This is a genomic window from Catenulispora yoronensis (assembly GCF_039531695.1).
Lineage (GTDB): Bacteria > Actinomycetota > Actinomycetes > Streptomycetales > Catenulisporaceae > Catenulispora > Catenulispora yoronensis.
Genome location: NZ_BAAAQN010000058.1, coordinates 27,172 through 44,751 on the forward strand (window position 1 = coordinate 27,172; position 17,580 = coordinate 44,751).

The 17,580-nt window shown below is 71.8% G+C and carries 17 protein-coding genes; 10 read left to right on the top strand and 7 right to left on the bottom strand.

What is annotated here, in order from left to right; all coding sequences use genetic code 11:
- Window positions 1–15 precede the first annotated feature (15 nt).
- From ABD481_RS35640 to ABD481_RS35670, 7 genes are all read left to right on the top strand, one after another.
- Complete coding sequence (locus tag ABD481_RS35640) at window positions 16–1,416, top strand: extracellular solute-binding protein (protein ID WP_344670254.1); 1,401 nt, start codon at window positions 16–18, stop codon at window positions 1,414–1,416.
- A 128-nt stretch (window positions 1,417–1,544) separates the two neighbouring features.
- On the top strand, window positions 1,545–2,513 hold the full coding sequence (locus ABD481_RS35645; protein WP_344670255.1) for a carbohydrate ABC transporter permease: 969 nt from the start codon (window positions 1,545–1,547) through the stop codon (window positions 2,511–2,513).
- Window positions 2,510–3,412, top strand: a complete 903-nt coding sequence (locus ABD481_RS35650) for a carbohydrate ABC transporter permease (protein WP_344670256.1) — start codon at window positions 2,510–2,512, stop codon at window positions 3,410–3,412. Before ABD481_RS35645 ends, ABD481_RS35650 begins: the two co-directional genes overlap by 4 nt.
- A 13-nt stretch (window positions 3,413–3,425) precedes the next feature.
- Complete coding sequence (locus ABD481_RS35655; protein ID WP_344670257.1) at window positions 3,426–5,078, top strand: glycoside hydrolase family 3 protein; 1,653 nt, start codon at window positions 3,426–3,428, stop codon at window positions 5,076–5,078.
- Window positions 5,079–5,105: 27 nt separating this feature from the next.
- A complete protein-coding gene (locus ABD481_RS35660) occupies window positions 5,106–6,125 on the top strand; it encodes an SIS domain-containing protein (RefSeq protein WP_344670295.1) in 1,020 nt (339 codons plus the stop codon).
- A gap of 206 nt (window positions 6,126–6,331) precedes the next feature.
- Window positions 6,332–6,850, top strand: coding sequence for a SigE family RNA polymerase sigma factor (locus ABD481_RS35665; RefSeq protein ID WP_344670258.1), 519 nt, complete (start codon window positions 6,332–6,334; stop codon window positions 6,848–6,850).
- Window positions 6,843–7,613: a hypothetical protein gene (locus ABD481_RS35670; protein ID WP_344670259.1), complete on the top strand. Its 771-nt coding sequence runs from the start codon at window positions 6,843–6,845 to the stop codon at window positions 7,611–7,613. Before ABD481_RS35665 ends, ABD481_RS35670 begins: the two co-directional genes overlap by 8 nt.
- A 451-nt stretch (window positions 7,614–8,064) precedes the next feature.
- Here ABD481_RS35670 and nagA read toward each other — a convergent pair whose 3' ends face one another.
- Together nagA and ABD481_RS35680 are read right to left on the bottom strand one after the other, a co-directional pair.
- Window positions 8,065–9,273 (bottom strand): N-acetylglucosamine-6-phosphate deacetylase, encoded by a 1,209-nt coding sequence (gene nagA / locus ABD481_RS35675; RefSeq protein ID WP_344670260.1) that lies wholly within the window; start codon window positions 9,271–9,273, stop codon window positions 8,065–8,067.
- A gap of 41 nt (window positions 9,274–9,314) precedes the next feature.
- Complete coding sequence (locus ABD481_RS35680; protein ID WP_344670261.1) at window positions 9,315–10,487, bottom strand: 8-amino-7-oxononanoate synthase; 1,173 nt, start codon at window positions 10,485–10,487, stop codon at window positions 9,315–9,317.
- Between the two features lie 102 nt (window positions 10,488–10,589).
- Between ABD481_RS35680 and ABD481_RS35685 the strand changes: the two genes are divergently transcribed.
- Window positions 10,590–12,125: a sensor histidine kinase gene (locus tag ABD481_RS35685; RefSeq protein ID WP_344670262.1), complete on the top strand. Its 1,536-nt coding sequence runs from the start codon at window positions 10,590–10,592 to the stop codon at window positions 12,123–12,125.
- A 252-nt stretch (window positions 12,126–12,377) separates the two neighbouring features.
- Here the strand turns inward: ABD481_RS35685 and ABD481_RS35690 are convergent, their stop codons facing one another.
- Window positions 12,378–12,629 (bottom strand): WhiB family transcriptional regulator, encoded by a 252-nt coding sequence (locus tag ABD481_RS35690; protein WP_015796260.1) that lies wholly within the window; start codon window positions 12,627–12,629, stop codon window positions 12,378–12,380.
- Between the two features lie 662 nt (window positions 12,630–13,291).
- Window positions 13,292–14,224 carry a diacylglycerol/lipid kinase family protein gene (locus ABD481_RS35695; protein ID WP_344670263.1) on the bottom strand — a complete coding sequence of 311 codons (933 nt, stop codon included), beginning with the start codon at window positions 14,222–14,224 and terminating at the stop codon, window positions 13,292–13,294.
- A gap of 160 nt (window positions 14,225–14,384) precedes the next feature.
- On the opposite strand from ABD481_RS35695, the gene ABD481_RS35700 reads away from it, so the two are divergent.
- Complete coding sequence (locus ABD481_RS35700; RefSeq protein ID WP_344670264.1) at window positions 14,385–14,822, top strand: hypothetical protein; 438 nt, start codon at window positions 14,385–14,387, stop codon at window positions 14,820–14,822.
- Between the two features lie 133 nt (window positions 14,823–14,955).
- Here ABD481_RS35700 and ABD481_RS35705 read toward each other — a convergent pair whose 3' ends face one another.
- From ABD481_RS35705 to sodN, 3 genes are all read right to left on the bottom strand, one after another.
- Window positions 14,956–16,017, bottom strand: coding sequence for an RNA polymerase sigma factor SigF (locus ABD481_RS35705; protein WP_344670265.1), 1,062 nt, complete (start codon window positions 16,015–16,017; stop codon window positions 14,956–14,958).
- Window positions 16,014–16,451: an ATP-binding protein gene (locus tag ABD481_RS35710; RefSeq protein ID WP_344670266.1), complete on the bottom strand. Its 438-nt coding sequence runs from the start codon at window positions 16,449–16,451 to the stop codon at window positions 16,014–16,016. Before ABD481_RS35710 ends, ABD481_RS35705 begins: the two co-directional genes overlap by 4 nt.
- A 260-nt stretch (window positions 16,452–16,711) precedes the next feature.
- Window positions 16,712–17,113: a superoxide dismutase, Ni gene (gene sodN, locus ABD481_RS35715; protein WP_344670267.1), complete on the bottom strand. Its 402-nt coding sequence runs from the start codon at window positions 17,111–17,113 to the stop codon at window positions 16,712–16,714.
- Between the two features lie 83 nt (window positions 17,114–17,196).
- Between sodN and ABD481_RS35720 the strand changes: the two genes are divergently transcribed.
- On the top strand, window positions 17,197–17,562 hold the full coding sequence (locus tag ABD481_RS35720; protein ID WP_344670268.1) for a S24 family peptidase: 366 nt from the start codon (window positions 17,197–17,199) through the stop codon (window positions 17,560–17,562).
- Window positions 17,563–17,580 lie beyond the last annotated feature (18 nt).

Sequence of the window (17,580 nt, forward strand, 5' to 3'; positions counted from 1 at the left end):
CCCAAGGAGTACGGCATGCAGCGCAAGCTCATCGCCCTGACCTCGGCCGCAGCCGCCGTGGCGCTCATGGCCTCCGCGTGCAGCTCGTCCAAGTCCGACAAGGGCGCGACGACTGCCCCGTCGCAGGGCGGCTCGGTCACCGCGACCAACGCCCCGGCCCTGTCCGGCCCGAAGGACAACGCCGCCGGCACCACCCTGAACGTCTGGCTGGTCTCGGACCCCAAGGACAACAAGGACTGGATGCAGATCATCCAGAACGCCACCGACCAGTTCAAGGCGAAGACCGGCGCCGACGTCAAGATCAACTGGCAGACCTGGAGCAACCACCTCACGAACCTGGACGCGGCGCTGTCCGGCAGCGGCGACGCCCCGGACGTGATCGAGGTCGGGAACACCGAGGCCTCCAAGTACGCCTTCAACAGCGCCTTCGCCGACGTGTCGTCGGTCAAGTCGACCTTCGACAACAACGACACCTGGCTGGACGGCCTGTCGGCCCCCTGCACCCAGGACGGCCACCTGTACTGCATTCCTTACTACGCGGGCACCCGCACCCTGATCTACCGCACCGACCTGCTCCAGTCGGCCGGGGTCGCCTCGTTCCCGAAGACCTGGGCGGACTTCACCGCGGCGCTGGACAAGATCAAGGCCGCGAACGCCTCGAACTCCAACTTCGTCACCTACGACGCGCCCGGCAAGGACTGGTACCAGGCCGGCTCGTTCGTCTACGGCCAGGGCGGCTCCTTCGCCCTCAAGGGCTCGGACGGCAAGTGGAAGGGCAACCTGGAGGACCCCAAGTCCATCGCCGGCCTGCAGCAGTGGGCTGACCTGGTCTCGAAGTACTCCACCGCGGCCAGCCACAGCAAGGACGAGTCGGACCAGGACACCCTGTTCGAGACCGGCAACGTCGGCTTCGAGTACGACTCGGCGTGGCACGCCGGCGCCGTGCAGCAGGTGCACCAGAACCCGAACGACCCGAAGTCGCCGCTGCAGGACACCAAGGTGAAGGGCAAGGTCGACACCGCGCCGCTGCCGGGCCCGACCGCCGACAAGCCCTCGCCGGCCTTCCTCGGTGGCTCGGTCCTGGGCATCACCAGCAAGTCGAAGAACCAGAACCTCGCCGCCGAGTGGGTCCAGCTGTACACCAACGCCGCGTCCAACGCCGCCGAGGGCAAGCTGGGCAACCTGCCGAACAACAAGACGGACCTGGCCAAGGCCGTCGGCCCGGCGATCTCGCAGCAGGTGGCCGACCAGGCCGCGTCCAGCTGGTTCACCCCGGTCGCCCCGAACTGGGCGGACGTGGAGTCCAGCAACGTGCTGCAGAACATGCTGGAGAGCATCGCCACCGGCAAGTCGAGCGTGGCTGACGCCGCGAAGGCCGCCGACGACAAGATCGCCGAGCTGCTGAACAAGAGCTGAGGCTGATCGGCGTGGGGAGCGTTGATCCCGCTCCTGAATAGGGTGCGGGATCGACGGCCCGGACGAAGTTACCGGTGGGGGCCGTGCCGCGCTGCGGCACGGCCCTTTCGACGAGTTGAGGTGTGCACATGGCCGCGGTGATGGAACCCGTCGGCACGCTCGACCCGCCGCCGACCCGCGGGCGCAGAGGCGTCAAGCGGCGGCGGAGGTTCGAGTCGACTCCGTATGTTTTGGTGATCCCGACGATCCTGGTGATCGTGCTGACCCTCGGGGTCCCGCTGTACAAGATCGTCATGCTGGCCTTCCAGCACCAGAGCAAGCGTCAGCTCTACACCAACCAGCCCGGCGACTGGGTCGGGTTCCAGAACTTCTCGGACGTGCTGTCCGACAAGGAGTTCTGGTCCTCGGTGGAGCGGACTTTCATCATCACCATCCTGCTGGTGGTGTTCTCGATGCTGTTCGCACTGGGTCTGGCGCTGCTGCTGAACCTGGTGTCCAAGTGGCTGCGCACCTCGCTGATGGTGCTGCTGCTGTTCGTCTGGGCGATCCCGCAGATCGTCGCGGTGGAGCTGTACGCCTGGTTCACCGACCCGAACTTCGGCGTGGTCAACTACCTGCTGACCAAGCTCGGGTTCAGCGGCTTCAAGACCCACGACTGGTTCGTCAACCAGACCCAGGGTTGGATCGTCATCATGGCGCTGGTCATCTGGCAGGCGCTGCCGTTCCTGACGGTCACGTTGTCGGCCGGCATGTCGATGGTGCCCAAGGAGCTCGGCGAGGCGGCGCGGATGGACGGCGCGAACCCGATCCAGGTGTTCCGCACCGTCACCTACCCGACCATCAAGCCGCTGCTGGTGATCGCCACCTCGCTGTCGGTGATCTGGGACTTCCAGCTGTTCGGCCAGGCCTTCGTGATCCGGCAGAACAAGCCCGAGCCGATGTACCAGGTGCTGGGCATCTTCTCCTACACCGAGGCCTTCGGACACAGCGACTACGGCCTGGGCGCCGCCATCTCGATCCTCACGATCCTGGCGATGCTCGGCATGATGGTGTTCTACGTGCGGCAGATGCTGCGGATCGGAGACGGTGACATATGACCGTCAGCACTGGCACGGGACGCCGCCGAGCGGTCGCCCCGGCACCGCCGCCGCGCCGCGCCGGCGCCGGGCGCAAGTCGTCCCGGAAGGCGCTGTGGAACACCGTCGGCGTCCTGGTCTTCATCATCATGGGCTTCCCGGCCTACTGGATGGTGAACACGGCGCTCAAGAAGCAGAACGAGTGGCAGGACTACACGCCGCACTTCATCCCCGAGCACCCGACGTTCCAGAACTTCACCGGGGCCTTCCACGCCGAGAACTTCGCGATCTCGCTGCGCAACAGCTTCGTGATCACGCTGGGCGCGGTGGGCATCTCGCTGGTGATCGGGTTCTTCGGGGCGCTGGCCATCGCCCGGTTCGCCTTCTACGGCAAGAAGGCGGTCATCTTCACCGTGCTGATGGTGCAGATGGTCCCGCTGGTCGTGCTGGTGATCCCGGTGACCCAGACCATGCAGGACCTGAAGCTCAACGACACCCTGATCGGCATCGTGATCACCTACCTGGTGTTCACCGTGCCCTACACGGTGTGGACCCTGCGCGGCTTCATCTCCAACGTCCCGCGCGAGCTGGACGAGGCGGCGATGGTCGACGGGTGCAGCCGGTGGCAGACCTTCATCCGGATCATCCTGCCGCTCACCGGCCCCGGCCTGGTGGCCACCTCGGTCTACGGCTTCATCCAGGCCTGGAACGAGTTCATCCTGATCACCACGATCAACCACGACCACCGCAAGCAGAACATGCAGGCGTGGCTGATCGACACCGCGGTGGGCTCCCGGGGCACCGACTGGGGCGTGCTGATGGCCGGCGCGACCATCACCTCGATCCCGGTGGTCATCCTGTTCCTGGCGATCCAGAAGAACCTCGCGACCGGCCTGACCGCCGGCGCGGTCAAGGGATAGGGGCACGCGGCGCATGGGGGATCAGCTTCTCCGCGACGCCGCGGCCGTGCTCCAGCCGGGGTTCGTCAACGACGACTCCGGCCGGGTCCCGGACTGGGTGCGCCGCGCCCTGGCCGAGGACGGCCTCGGAGGGATCGCTTACTACGGACGGAACATCGCCGCGACGCCGGAGCGCACCGGCGAGCTGTCGGCGGCACTGCGGGCCGAGAACCCGCACGTGCTGGTCGCGGTGGACGAGGAAGGAGGCGACGTCACCCGGCTCGACGTCGCCACGGGGTCGGCGTTCCCCGGCAACTACGCGCTGGGCCACGTCGACGACCCGGAGCTGACCGCCCGGGTGGCCGGCGAGATCGGCCAGGTGCTGCGGCGCTCCGGGATCAACCTGAACTACGCCCCGGACTGCGACGTCAACACCAACCCGGACAACCCGGTGATCGGGACCCGGTCCTTCGGGTCCGATCCCGAGGTGGCGGCGCGGCACTCGGCGGCCTACGTGCGCGGCCTGCAGGCGGTGGGCGTGGCCGGGTGTGCCAAGCACTTCCCCGGCCACGGCGACACCGCCGTGGACTCGCACCACGGCCTGCCGCTGGTGCAGCACTCGGACGCCGAGTGGGACAAGCACCTGGCGCCGTTCCGGGCCGCGATCGCCGCCGGCGTGAAGTCGGTGATGACCGCGCACATCCTGGCCCCGCGCTACGACGCCGAGTTCCCGTCGACCATGAGCCGCAAGGTGCTGGTCGACCTGCTGCGCGGCGAGCTCGGCTTCACCGGGCTGGTGGTCACCGACGGCATCGAGATGGGCGCCATCGCCGACACCTACGGGGTCGCCGAGGGCACGGTGCTGGCGCTGGCCGCCGGCGTCGACGCGGTCTGCGTCGGCGGCGGGCTGCGGGACGAGGTCGACTACCTGATGCTCCGGGACGCGCTGGTGGCCGCGGTCAAGGCCGGCCGGCTGCCGGCCGAGCGGCTGCACGACGCCGCGACCCGGGTGCGCGAGCTCGGGGCCTGGGCCGCCGCGCAGCGTGCGACGCTCGAGGAGGGGACGCACGCTGCCGGTTCCGGTCCGGCGCCGACCGGGGGCGCCGGGGTCCCGGCGCCGCCGGCCGCGGTCCCGACCGCGAACGGGGCGCACGGCGAGTCCGTCGGCCTGGCCGCCGCGCGCCGCGCGGTGTCCGTCTCCGGCCCGCCGCTGGCCCCGCTCACCGGGCCGGCCGCGGTGCTGGAGTTCGTGCCGGTCGCCAACAACGCCGCGGGCACCGCGGTGCCGTGGGGACTGAGCCCGGTGCTGGCCGAGCTGCCGGCCGGCAGCACGGCGGTGCGCTTCGTGCAGCCCGGGGCGGTGACCGGCTTCGCCGGCGACTCCCCGGACGGCGAGCGGCCGACGCAGAGTGCCCTGTCCTACACCGCCGCCGCGGTGTCCGAGGCCGTCGCGGCCGCCGCCGGGCGGCCGCTGGTGCTGGTGGTGCGCGACGCGCACCGGCACGCCTGGATGGCCTCGGCCCTGGCCGCCGTGACCGCCGTCCGACCCGACGCCGTCGTGGTCGAGATGGGGATCGCGTACGGTCTGGGGGAGAAGTCCGTGGGCGCGACGCAGGTCGCCTCGCACGGAGCGGCGCTGGTGTCCGGCCTCGCGGTCGCGCGGGTGCTGGTCGAAGGGACGGCCTGAGTGAGTGCGACCAAGTCCGGCGAGATCATGGCGCGGGAGATCGCCGAACAGCCGGCGGTGCTGGAGCGGATCCTCACCGAGGGGCTTCCGCGCATCCGGGAGGCCGCCGAGCGGATCAGGGCGGCGCGTCCGCGCTTCGCCCTGCTCACCGCGCGCGGCACGAGTGACAACGCCGCGTACTACGCCAAGTACCTCATGGAGATCACGCTCGGCCTCCCGGTCGGGCTGACCTCCATGTCGACGACGACGGCGTACCGGGCGGAGCCGGACCTGACCGACACGCTGTGCGTGACGGTCTCCCAGTCCGGCGGCTCTCCGGACTTGGTCGCGTATACCGAGATGGCCAAGGCCCGGGGCGGTCTGACCCTGGCCGTGACCAACGTCGCCGGCTCCCCGGTGAATCAGGCCTCGGAGCTCGGCCTGGACGTCCTGGCCGGCCCGGAGCTCGCGCTCCCGGCCACCAAGACCTACACCGCCGAGCTGCTCACCCTGTGGCTGCTGGTGGACGCCCTGCGCGGCGGCGACGGCTCGGCCGCCAAGGCCCTGCCCGAGCTGGCCGCGGGCCTGCTGGCCCGGGACGCCGAGGTGGCCGAGCTGGCGCTGCGTTACCGGTTCGCCTCCCGCCTGGTGGTGACCGCGCGCGGCTACTCCTACCCGACGGCCCGCGAGGCGGCGCTGAAGATCATGGAGACCAGCTACCTGCCGGCCCACGCCTTCTCCGGCGCGGACCTCCTGCACGGCCCGCTGGCCATGGTGGACAACGTCAGCCCGGTGGTCGCGGTCGCGGCCGAGGGCGTGGGCGGCACGGCCCTGGAACCGGTGCTGGAGCGCCTCCGGGAGCGCGGCGCGGACCTGGTGGTGGTCGGCTCGGCCGAGCACGTCGCCGGGGCCACGGCGGGCTTCGTGCTGCCGTCCGGGACCCCGGAGGAGCTCTCGCCGATCCTGGAGATCCTGCCGTTGCAGATGCTGGCCTACCACGTGACGATGAACCGGGGCTTGAACCCGGACGCGCCGCGGGCGCTGGCGAAGGTCACCGAGACGCACTGACGCACGCGAGCACGGAAGCACGGAAACACAGAACACGGAGAATCACGGATCGGAGTTCGGATCCGAGGCGGAGCCCGCCGGTCTGACGACCGGCGGGCTTCCGCTTTTCTCCGCCGGTTTCCTCGCCGGCGGGGAACCGGACCGCCGTGTGCCGCGTGTCCGATCGGTGGCACTGGACGCCATCGATCGGACGGAGGGCGGGAGCCATGGGTTCAGCACCGGCGGAGGCCGACTTCGAGGCGTTCTACGCCGCGTCGTCACGCCGCCTCCTCGGCCATGTCTACGCGATGACGGGCGACCTGGCCGAGGCCGAGGACGCGTTGCAGGAGGCTTACGCGCGGGCCTGGCAGCGGTGGGGGCGGGTCGCGGCCTACGAGGACCCGGAGGGCTGGGTCCGCACGGTGGCGTACCGGATCACGATCAGCGCGTGGCGCAGGACCACGAGCCGCCTGCTGGCCCATCGGCGCGGTGCCCGGCCCGAGGAGGTCCCCGGCGCCTCGCCCGACCGGCTGGCGCTGATCGCCGCGCTGCGGGCGATTCCGGCGGACCAGCGGCGGGTGATCGTGCTGCACCACCTGGTGGGCCTGAGCGTGGCGGAGATCCGCGCCGAGACCGGGGTTCCGGAGGGGACCGTGAAGTCCCGGCTGGCCCGGGGTCGCAGGGCACTGGCCGAGCACCTGTCCGAGTACGCCGACGAGTCGCAGGAGGCAGTGACCAATGTCTGAGTTCGACGACGCCCTGACGCGGGCCGCGCAGGACGCCGCGGAGCGCGGCCGGCTCCCCGGCGCGGCGGACGCGGTGCGCCGGGGACGCAGGCGCACCCTGAGGGCCCGGGGCGGGGTCGCGGTGGCCGGGGTGGCGGCGGTCGGCGGCGCGCTGGGCGTGACCGCCGCGCTCGGCGGGCCGGCGGGGGCGGCTCCCGGGGGCGGGACGGTCGGAGCGGCCCACGCTGACGACGGCCTGCTCCAGCCCGAGCTGTGGCCGGGCTACGACCAGGCGCACTGGAAGCCGAAGAAACTGGTGCAGCCCAATCTGGTCAACCTCTCCCAGATCTACTACGGCCCGTGCCCGGTGTCCCCGGATCCGAACGGCGGCCCGAGCGTGCGGAACGTGGTCTTCAGCGGTGGGGAGTTCGAGGGTCGGCTGGACGCCTTCCAGGAGGTCTTCACGTTCTCCGACAGCGCCCGCGCGGCTACCGTCCTGGCCGGCCTGCGGACCGCCGGTTCGACCAAGGCCTGCCGCGGCGGTACCGGTGCGGACGCCGCCTCGCCCGGAGTGAACACGGAGGCCGGGGTGTCCTGGCTGTGGCGGCAGACGGCGGCCGACGGGGCCCGGGTGGTGACGCATTCCTACGCGGTCCAGGTGGGGGACCGGGTGACCTTGCTGCGGATCTCCTGGACGAGTACCGGCACCGGCACCGGCGAGGGCACGGGCACCGGTGCGGACTCGACTGTGCTGGAGCACCTCCAGGCCGCGCTGAGCAGGTAGCGGCCGTTCGGCTCGCGCCGGACCCTTCGCGCCGGACCTCTCGTGCCGGACCCTTCGCGCCGAACAGCATTGCGCGGGCCCGCCGAGGCTCGGCGGGCCCGCGCAATGCTGTTCGGAAGTCGATGCTGTCCGGAAGTCGTCGCTGTTCGGAGATCTGTGTCGGCGACCTGTGCGGGAGATCTGTGTGGGCGACCTGTGCGGGAGATCTGTGTGGGCGACCTGTGCGGGCGACCTGTGCGGGCGGCTCCGATGTGACCGGTCTCACGGCCGCCGGTGCCGTCCGGCCCCGGGCCCGCGGCGGTGTCGGCCCCTCAACCTCCACCGCCGCGCTAGCCCGCGGCCTTCTTGGTTCGCCGCCGTCCCGGCCGCCCGGCGAGGCGTGCGGAGCCTCGTGGAGCGTCGCCGCCGGGTGGCGGCCTGGTCGGAAACGCCGTTCCCGCGCCTGTCAGGGCTAGGCGGGCTGGCGTTCCCTCGCCAGTTCTTGGGAGTCGGCCGGCGCCTCGGCGCCGGAACCGGCCTCGAATACGCTACGCCCTGCGACCCAGGTGCGCAGCGGGTGGTACCCGTCACTGAACCAGACCAGGTCGGCGCGGGCGCCGGGCTCGATCCGGCCGAGGTCGCGGCGGCCCATCGCGTCGGCCGGGACCCGGGTCGCGGCGTCCAGCACGGAGGCCTCGTCCAGCCCGATGCCGATCATGTTGCGCACCGCGCGGTCCAGGGTCAGGGCCGAGCCGCCGATCACGCCGGCCGCGTCGCGCGGCACGCCGTCCTCGCCGAGGAAGACCTGGATCCCGGACAGCTCGTACTCGCCCGGGGGCATTCCGGCCGCCGCGATGGCGTCGGTGACCAGGGCCACCCGGCCCGGCGCGGCGCGCCAGACCAGGGTGCAGATCTCCGGGGCCACGTGGTGCAGGTCGGCGATCAGCCCGCAGGTGAAGCGGGTGTCGTAGAGCGCCGCGCCGGGCACGCCGGGCTCCCGGTGGTTCAGCGGGCGCTGCGCGTTGAAGATGTGGGTGACCAGGGTCGCGCCCTCGTCGGCGGCGGCCAGCACCTGCTCGGCCAGCGCGTCGGTGTGCCCGAGCGAGACCCGGACGCCGGCCTTGGCCAGGTGGCGCACCGCCGCCGGGCCGCCGTCCAGCTCCGGCGCCAGCGTCACCATGGTGACCAGGCCCCGGGTGCCGTCCGCGGTCAGCGTGTTCAGCACGGCGCCGACGCGTTCCGGCGTCGGCGCGACCAGGTACCGCGGGTCGTGGACCCCCGGCTTGTGCGGGGACAGGAACGGTCCTTCGAGGTGGATGCCCATCGCCTGGGCGCCGGTCAGCGCGCCGAACACGGCGCCGGCCCGCTCCAGGCCGCCGAGCAGCACGTCCAGCGGCGCGGTGATGTAGGTCGGCTGGAACGCGGTGACGCCGGTGCCGGGCAGCTGCTCGGAGACCCGGTGCCAGTCCTCGTCGGTGGCGGTGATGAAGTCCACGCCGAAGCAGCCGTTGGTCTGGATGTCCACCAGGCCGGGCGTCAGAACACCCGAGGTCAGGGCTATGTCGGCGTCGGGCGCGGCGCCGTCCAGCACCTCGGCCACGACACCGTCGTCGATGACGACGGTCGAGGGGCCCGCCAGGCGTCCGTCGACGAGGACGCGCGGAGCAGAGATGCTGGTCACGGTTAGAGATTGTGGACTAGACCAATCGTGGATGTCTAGACCTATGGTTGTTTTTTCGCGAGTTCGCTCAGGACCGCGCGGATGTGATCCACTTCCATATCGGATAAATCCGCACGTGACGTCATACGGAGCCGCGAAAGGCCGTCCGGGACCGACGGTGGCCGGAAACATCCGACCCGGACTCCGCGCTCCAGGCAGTACGCCGCGGCGGCCACCGCGGCCGCCGGCTCGCCGAGCACGACGGACAGCACGGCGCCGCTGGGCGCGGTGGCCGGCAGCCCCAGCTCCAGCGCCAGTTCGTACAGTTCCCACGACCGCTTGCGGACCAGCTCCGGCAGGCCCGGGTCGCGCCGGATCAGCCGCAGCGCGGCCAGCGCCGCCCCGGCCGAGGCCGGGGCCAGCCCGGTGTCGAAGATCATCGACCGGGCGGCGTCCACCAGGTGCGCGGTCAGCTCGGCCGACCCCAGCACCGCGCCGCCCTGCGACGCCAGCGCCTTGGAGAGCGTGGCGGCGACCACCACGTCCGGCTCGCCGGCGAGTCCGGCCTCGAAGACCGCCCCGCGGCCCCCAGGACCGGCCACACCGAACCCGTGGGCCTCGTCCACCACCAGAACCGCCCCGTGCGCCCGGCAGGCCGTGTGCAGGGCTCTGAGCGGTGCGGTGTCGCCGTCGACGGAGAACAGTGATTCGACCACCACCAGCGCCCGCTCCTCGCTCCGGTTCGCGAGCTCGGCGGCGACCGCGTCGACGTCGCTGTGCGGGGTGATCGCGATCCGGGCGCGGGACAGCCGGGCGGCGTCGATCAGCGAGGCGTGGTTCAGGCTGTCGGAGACGATCAGGTCGCCGCGTCCGGCCAGCGCCGTGAGCACGCCGAGGTTGGCCAGGTAGCCGGAGGAGAAGACCAGCGCCGACTCGGTCCCGGCGTGCCCGGCGAGTTCGGCCTCCAGCTCGGCGTGCAGCTCGGTGGTGCCGGTCACCAGGCGGGAGCCGGTGGAGCCGGCGCCCCATTCCCGGATCGCCGCGATCGCCGCGGCCGTGACCTCCGGATGGCGGGTCAGTCCCAGGTAGTCGTTGCCGGCCAGGTCGATCAGCGGCGAGTCGGCCGGACGCGGCACCAGGCGGCGCCGCAGGCCGGCCGCCCGCCGGTGCTCGGCGCGCTCGGCGAGCCAGGACAAGGGGTCCCGCGGGGAGCGGTGGTCGTCGACAGTGCTCACGGAGCACGAGGCTACCGGGCGCCGCGGGGGGGCCCGGACCTGCCCGGACTGCCAAGGTGATCGAGGAACCGTTGTGGGGTTCGGTGTGTGATACCAAGAACCATGCCGTCCATGAACGACCTGATCCACGCCCGGACCGACCTCGACGAGGCGGACCTGGACTGGCTGCACCTGCTGATCGCCGACTGGCAGCTGCTGGCCGACCTGTCGTTCGCCGACCTGGTCCTGTGGGCGCCGCTGAAGGCCGAGCCGGACCCGGACGGCACCGGCGTCCCGAACGGCGCCGGAGCCGCGGCCGCGCCCGGCTACGTCGCGGTCGCCCAGATGCGCCCGAACACCGGGCCCACCTGCTACACCGCCGACCTGGTCGGCTCCACGATCAAGCGCGGCGAGCGGCCGATGCTGGACCTGGCCCTGGACGCCGGCCGGATCCGCCGCGAGGGCGACCCGGAGTGGCGCGAGGACGTCCCGGTCCGGGTGGAGGCGATCCCGGTGCGCCGCGGCGACCGGGTGATCGCGGTGATCTCCCGCAACACCAACCTGCTGGCCGCGCGCACGCCCAGCCGGCTGGAGCTGACCTACCTGCAGACCGCCGCGGACCTGGCGCGCATGATCGCCGAGGGGATATTTCCCTACCCGGAGTCCCGCGACCAGCAGGACAACTCGCCGCGGGTCGGGGACGGCGTGATCCGCCTGGACGCCGACGGCGCCGTCGTCTACGCCAGCCCGAACGCGCTGTCCGCCTACCACCGCCTGGGCTACGCCGCCGACATGGTGGGGGAGCACCTCGGCGACCTGACCGCGGCGCTGGCGCCGGTCAAGGGCGCGATGGAGGAGGCGCTCCAGGTGGTGGCCTCCGGGCGCAAGCCGCGCGAGGCCGAGGTCGAGGGCAACGGCGCCGTGGTCCAGCTGCGGGCCATCCCGCTGCGGCCGCAGGGCGAGCGGACCGGGGCGCTGGTGCTCGTGCACGACGTCACTGAGCTGCGGCGGCGCGAGCGCGAGCTGGTGAGCAAGGACGCGACGATCCGGGAGATCCACCACCGGGTGAAGAACAACCTGCAGACCGTGGCCGCGCTGCTGCGGCTGCAGGCCCGCCGGATCGACGGCGAGGCCGGCCGGGCGGCGCTGGAGGAGGCGGTGCGCCGGGTGGGCTCGATCGCGCTGGTGCACGAGACGCTGTCGCAGACCCTGGACGAGCGGGTGGACTTCGACGACATCGCCGACCGGGTGCTGGCCATGGTGGTGGACGTCGGCACCGGCGGTCCGGGCGGGCCGACCGTGCGCACCCGGCGCACCGGCCGGTTCGGGATCCTGCCGGCCCAGGTCGCCACCCCGCTGTCGATGGTGCTGACCGAGGTGCTGCAGAACGCGCTGGAGCACGGCCTGGCCGACCGGGGCGGAGCGCTGGAGGTGGAGGCCTACCGCTGGGGGCCGCGGCTGCGGGTCGTGGTGACCGACGACGGAAACGGGCTCCCGGCGGGTTTCGACGCCGCGACGGCCGGGAACCTCGGACTACAGATCGTCCGAACGCTCGTTCAGGGGGATCTCAACGGCAGCTTCGACCTTCGGCCGGCCCCCGGCGGCCGGGGCGCGGTGGCCGTGCTGGAGCTGGAGGTCGGCGACGCTCCCCAGCCGTGAAAGGGGTGGACGGGGGCGGCAATGAAGCGGTAACAGGGCTCCGCTACGCTGGAGCCGGACCCCACCGGAGAAAGATCCCGGAAAACCAAGAGAGCGGCCTTTGCGGACCGCTCACCTTCGGCGTCCGTACTGCGGTCCAAGAACGCCGCAGTACGGAGATATACACACGTTGCTTCAGTTGTCGTGCACTCGCGGTGTGATCGTTCCGCACGGCCTCGGCGGTCGCCGAAGCGGCGGATACTGTGCGTCGGGTCAGGCCATCCGGCTGCGGGCCCGGGCGGCGCGGCGCTTCAGGGCGCGGCGTTCGTCCTCGCTCATCCCGCCCCAGACGCCGGCGTCCTGGCCGCTCTCCAGCGCCCACTGCAGGCACTGGTCGACCACGTCGCAACGACGGCAAACAGCCTTGGCATCCTCGATCTGCAGCAGCGCGGGCCCGGTGTTCCCGATGGGGAAGAAGAGTTCTGGGTCCTCGTCACGGCAGGCAGCGCGGTGGCGCCAGTCCATGGGGTCCACTCCTTAGGATTCGTGGTGTACGTGTGTGCGGTGCCGCCGTGCGGACGCCGGTGACCCGTCCAGGTCCCCCACGGTCCCGGCGGGTCCGGCGGTGTCCAGCACGCCGGGTTACTACAGCCACAACGCCGGACGCGGGTGTCCGGTCACTGTGGGTCCTGCTGTTGTACGCCTGTGTACGTTCATCACGGCGGGCCTGCCACTGGTGGACGGCCGTACGGGGGCCACCGGTTCCGGCGTTCTCATCCTTGTGAATGTGAACGCTTTCACTAGTAACCCCGGCGACCGGGACCACTCGAACTTCTGGGGCAGTTGGCCTCGGCCGGATGCGCGGACGCGATCGGCTCACGAGGCGAGACGCAAAGGAACAACCGCGGTCCGGACAAGATCCGTACCGCTCTTTCCCTCATCGTCCAACCGCACCAAGCCGGGTGATCCGCCGACAGGTGCCTCACCAAAGGTTGTCAGGGGTTCCGGCCGGTGCACAAGCCCTTGGTCCGATGTTTTTGGATTTCCAGGGTGTCTCCTCGCTCACACCTTGCCTTCCAAGGAAGCAAGTCAGCGCTGGCGACAACTCCAAAGGTGCTGGAGCGGGCGATTACCTGGGATTCCTCGGCGTTGTCAGGACTTGCGGAACCGGCCGTGACTCTATGTCATCACATCTTCACGCGCAGCGCGTCGCGAATCGCGCGGAACGTCACACTTTCGCGCAGTCCCAGGTGGTCGCCGTCCACCTGGAAGTCGGTCGGCACCGCCGCGGTGAGTGTGAACTCGGTCAGGTCGTGATGCACGCAGACGTTCTTTCCGCGCACCAGCTTCTCAGAGTCCGTGAACATCTGCCTGACGATCCGCAGCGCCGCCCCGCCGGACATCTTGGTGATGCCGAACAGGTCCAGCCCGTCGTCGAACGTGGACTCCGGGGTGATGACGATCGGCTTGTTCCCCAGATAGGTCCACGGCGAGGTGTTGGTGACGATGGCCAGGAACAGTCCCGGTATCTCGGTGCCGTCGGCCAGCTTCATGCCGATCGGGGGATTGCGCCGGTCCAGGCCGTTCCAGAAGTGCCGCAGCGCGGAGCGGACGTACAGGCCCCCGGTGGACTTGTGGCCGGCCCGGCGCCGGTCCTCCACTATCCCGACCACCGCCGCGTCGAAGCCGAAGCCGGCGGTGAAGGTGAAGTAGCGGTCGTCGGCCTGGCCCATGGACACCGGGCGCGAGCGGTTCTCGTGCAGCGCGTCGAGCAGCACCCCGGTGGCCTCGACCGGGTCGTTGGGCAGGCCGAGCGCGCGGGCGAAGACGTTGGTGGAGCCGCCGGGGACCACCCCGAGCTCCGGTCGCGGGACGCCCGGCGGCAGGTCGGCGCTCAGTATCCCGTTGACGACCTCGTTCACGGTGCCGTCCCCGCCGAGCGCCACCACCAGGTCGAACCCGGATTCGGCGGCGGAGCGGGCCAGCTCGGCGGCGTGGCCGCGGTAGCCGGTCTCGCCGATCTCGGTCTCGAGCTCGCCGGCCAGGGCGTGGGAGAGCACGTCGCGCGTGCGGGTGGTCGTGCTGGTCGCCTTGGGGTTCATGACCAGGAGCGCGCGCATGGGCCACAGGTTACTGGGTCGTATCGGCACTACGGTATGCGACCCGGATTCGCGACCCGGAAGGCTGCCCGGGGTCGGCCGGGGGTCGGCCGGGCCGGGGCGGGCCGGATCGTCGCGGTCGGCCGCCTGAGCCGCCGGTCCCGTTGCTACCCTCCTGCGTATGCCGAGCAATCCGACCCCGCAGGCCGTACCGGACTCCGCCGCGCCGGCGCCCCAGGTGCCGCGTCCGCTGCTGGCCGCCGCCGCCGTCGTGGCGGTCCAGGCGCTGGTGGCCCTGGGCTACACGGTGTGGCTGCTGGTCGAGGCGTTCGTCGGGACCCCGCGCGAGCAGGGCCAGGCGATCGCCGTGGCGGTGACCTTCCTGATCCTGGCGGCCCCGCTGCCGCTGGTGGCGCGCGGGCTGCTGCGGGCGAACATGCGCGCGCGCACGCCCGCCGTGATGCTCCAGCTGCTCTCGCTGTGGATCGCGTACTTCATGGTCAAGGCCGGGTTCTGGGTCGGGGCGGTGCCCACGGTGGCGGCCGCGGTGGCCGGCCTGGCCGGAGTGTTCGCTCCGGCCTCGACCGCCGCCCTGACGCGCGACTGGCGTCGGGACTAGGCGATCGATCCCGGGGGTGTCGACGCCCCCAGGAATCAATCGCCCGGCTGTCCCACCTCATGAGTCCGGGCGGCTGCCCGGTGCCGCCGGTCCGCGGTTCCGGTTTCGCTGGTCCGCGGGTCCGGCGGCGCGGTCACTCGTCGACCAGGAGCTGGGCGCGCAGCTGTTCCAGCGTGCGGGCCAGCAGTCGGGAGACGTGCATCTGGGAGATGCCGATCTCCTCGGCGATCTGCGACTGCGTCATGTTGCCGAAGAAGCGCAGCAGCAGGATCTTCTTCTCCCGCGGCGGCAGCTGCTCCAGCAGGGGCTTGAGCGACTCGCGGTACTCCACGCCCTCCAGGGCCTCGTCCTCGCTGCCGAGCGAGTCCGCGACGGCCGGCGAGTCCTCGTCGCCGCCCTCGGAGACGTCCAGGGACAGCGTGGAGTAGGCGTTCGCCGACTCCAGGCCCTCCAGGACCTCCTCCTCGCTGATCTTGAGGTACTCGGCCAGCTCGGCGACCGTGGGGGAGCGGCGGTTGCGCTGCGAGAGCTCGCTGGTGGCGCTGGTCAGCGACAGCCGCAGCTCCTGCAGGCGGCGGGGGACCCGGACCGCCCAGCCCTTGTCCCGGAAGTGCCGCTTGATCTCGCCGATCACCGTGGGCGTGGCGTAGGTGCTGAACTCCACGCCGCGCTCGGTGTCGAAGCGGTCCACCGACTTGATCAGGCCGATGGTGGCGACCTGGGTCAGGTCGTCCAGCGGCTCGCCGCGGTTGCGGAACCGCCGGGCCAGGTGCTCCACCAGCGGCAGGTGCATCTGGACCAGCTCGTCGCGGATCTGCTTGCGCTCGGTGGAGCCCTCCGGGAGCTCGTTCAGCCGGGCGAACAGCTCGCGGGCCCGGGCGTGCGCCTCGGCGTGCGGGCCGCCCTGCCGCGGCGGGCGGCGCAGCGGGTAGGTCGGGCCGGCGGCCGGCGTGTCGCGCTCGGGGCCCTCCTCGGTGTCCAGGTCCGGGGCCAGGTCCTCCTCGTCCAGGTCCAGGACCGGCTCGTCGAACTCCGGGTCCAGCTCCGGCTCGCCGTCCACCTCGTCCAGGGCGTCCGGCTCCGAGCCGGCGGGCGCGGCCGCGCCGGGCCGGTCCTCGCCGTACCCGGCCCGCCGGGCGGCCGGGATCTCGTCGGGCTCGGAGGCGCGCACGGGGATCTCCTCGGCGGCGCTCACGGAGCTCCCACGCCGCGCTGCTTGAGCATGCTGATGGTGACGGTCTGCCCGATCGCCGGGCCGGCCGGGCCGTCCGGGCCGGCGGCCTCCGACACGTGCGCGTCGACCTGCCCGGCCAGCGCCGCGAGCACGGTCCAGGCGAAGGTGTCGCGGGCCGGCGTCTTGCCGTCCAGCGTCGGGACCGAGACGTCCACCGCGAGCGCGCCGTCGCGCAGCTCGAACCGGCAGGTCAGCCCGGAGCCGGGCACCGCCTTGGTGAGCAGGATGGCGCAGGCCTCGTCCACGGCGATGCGCAGGTCCTCGATCTCGTCCAGGGTGAAGTCCAGCCGAGCCGCCAAGCCCGCCGTCGCCGTCCGCAGCACCGACAGGTACGCGCCCTCGGCCGGGATGCGTACCTCGACGAAGTCCTGCGGACCACCGTTTTGTTGTCCCATTCCGCTTCCTGCGCTCGTAGAGGCGAGTGTGGGGACGGCCGTCTGCTGGGCAGAGTGCTGATGCACGACACCTCCGCTGCTGGGGTGAATCATTCTGCTGCGGATCGTACGCCGAATGCGGGCCCGGCTGCTGCCCGGACGCACCCGCGGTGCCTGTCCCTCACGCTCAACGTACCCCGTTCGGGCGATAAAAAGGCCGTCCGGCGCCGGAGGATTTCCGGTGTCGGACGGCCGGTCGCGGCCGGGGCCGCCGCAGCGGCTCAGGCCTGCTTGGTCTCCCAGAAGATCTTGGCGATCTCCTCGATCTTGGCCAGCAGGTCCTCGGCCACCGCGGGGTCCATGGAGCCCTTGGTGCCGCCCGCGCCGGCCAGCTTGGTGGCCTCGTTGAACAGGGTGTTCAGCTGCGGGTACTTCTCGAAGTGCGGGGCCTTGAAGTAGTCGGTCCACAGCACCCACAGGTGGTGCTTGACCAGCTCGGAGCGCTGCTCCTTGATCACGATGGCGCGGGTCCGGAAGGCCTCGTCGGAGGAGTCGGCGTACTTCTTGGTGATCGCCAGGACCGACTCGGCCTCGATCCGGGCCTGTGCCGGGTCGTAGACCCCGCACGGCAGGTCGCAGTGGGCGTGGACGGAGGAGGAGCGGGTGAAGATCCGCGAGAACATGTGAGGTTCCCCTATCTGGTGCGCCGGATGCGCGGACAACTGATGTCCCCGACCCTACTGCCCCGCATGATCGGACGCGTGGCATGGTGGGCCCTGTGAGACCTTCCGCCCGCCGGCCCGCCCGGTGGTCCGTGCACCGCGTGAGCGGGCCGTCCATGGCCCCGGCGCTGCGGGACGGCGATTTCGTGCTGGCCCGGCGGACCACCGCGGCGCTGGTGCGGACGGGGGACGTGGTGCTGGCCCGGCACCCGGCCCGCGCCGACGGCCTGCTGCTGGTCAAGCGCGCGGTCCGGCGCACGGCGGGGGGCTGGTGGCTGGAGAGCGACAACGCGTTCGTCACTTCGGACAGCCGGGAGTTCGGCGCGGTGCCGGACGGCCTGGTGCTGGCCCGGGCCGTGCTGCGGCTGCGGGACCCGCTGCGGGTGGCGCGGATCCCGGGAAAGCGCTGACGCGCCGGCGGGGCCGGC

Excerpts from the sequence above, each read along its gene's own strand:
- ABD481_RS35640 (WP_344670254.1), top strand. The coding sequence starts at position 16 with ATGCAGCGCAAGCTCATCGCCCTGACCTCGGCCGCAGCCGCCGTGGCG.
- ABD481_RS35645 (WP_344670255.1), top strand. The coding sequence starts at position 1,545 with ATGGCCGCGGTGATGGAACCCGTCGGCACGCTCGACCCGCCGCCGACC.
- ABD481_RS35650 (WP_344670256.1), top strand. The coding sequence starts at position 2,510 with ATGACCGTCAGCACTGGCACGGGACGCCGCCGAGCGGTCGCCCCGGCA.
- ABD481_RS35655 (WP_344670257.1), top strand. The coding sequence starts at position 3,426 with ATGGGGGATCAGCTTCTCCGCGACGCCGCGGCCGTGCTCCAGCCGGGG.
- ABD481_RS35660 (WP_344670295.1), top strand. The coding sequence starts at position 5,106 with ATGGCGCGGGAGATCGCCGAACAGCCGGCGGTGCTGGAGCGGATCCTC.
- ABD481_RS35665 (WP_344670258.1), top strand. The coding sequence starts at position 6,332 with ATGGGTTCAGCACCGGCGGAGGCCGACTTCGAGGCGTTCTACGCCGCG.
- ABD481_RS35670 (WP_344670259.1), top strand. The coding sequence starts at position 6,843 with ATGTCTGAGTTCGACGACGCCCTGACGCGGGCCGCGCAGGACGCCGCG.
- ABD481_RS35685 (WP_344670262.1), top strand. The coding sequence starts at position 10,590 with ATGCCGTCCATGAACGACCTGATCCACGCCCGGACCGACCTCGACGAG.
- ABD481_RS35690 (WP_015796260.1), bottom strand. The coding sequence starts at position 12,629 with ATGGACTGGCGCCACCGCGCTGCCTGCCGTGACGAGGACCCAGAACTC.
- ABD481_RS35695 (WP_344670263.1), bottom strand. The coding sequence starts at position 14,224 with ATGCGCGCGCTCCTGGTCATGAACCCCAAGGCGACCAGCACGACCACC.
- ABD481_RS35700 (WP_344670264.1), top strand. The coding sequence starts at position 14,385 with ATGCCGAGCAATCCGACCCCGCAGGCCGTACCGGACTCCGCCGCGCCG.
- ABD481_RS35710 (WP_344670266.1), bottom strand. The coding sequence starts at position 16,451 with ATGGGACAACAAAACGGTGGTCCGCAGGACTTCGTCGAGGTACGCATC.
- sodN (WP_344670267.1), bottom strand. The coding sequence starts at position 17,113 with ATGTTCTCGCGGATCTTCACCCGCTCCTCCTCCGTCCACGCCCACTGC.
- ABD481_RS35720 (WP_344670268.1), top strand. The coding sequence starts at position 17,197 with ATGGTGGGCCCTGTGAGACCTTCCGCCCGCCGGCCCGCCCGGTGGTCC.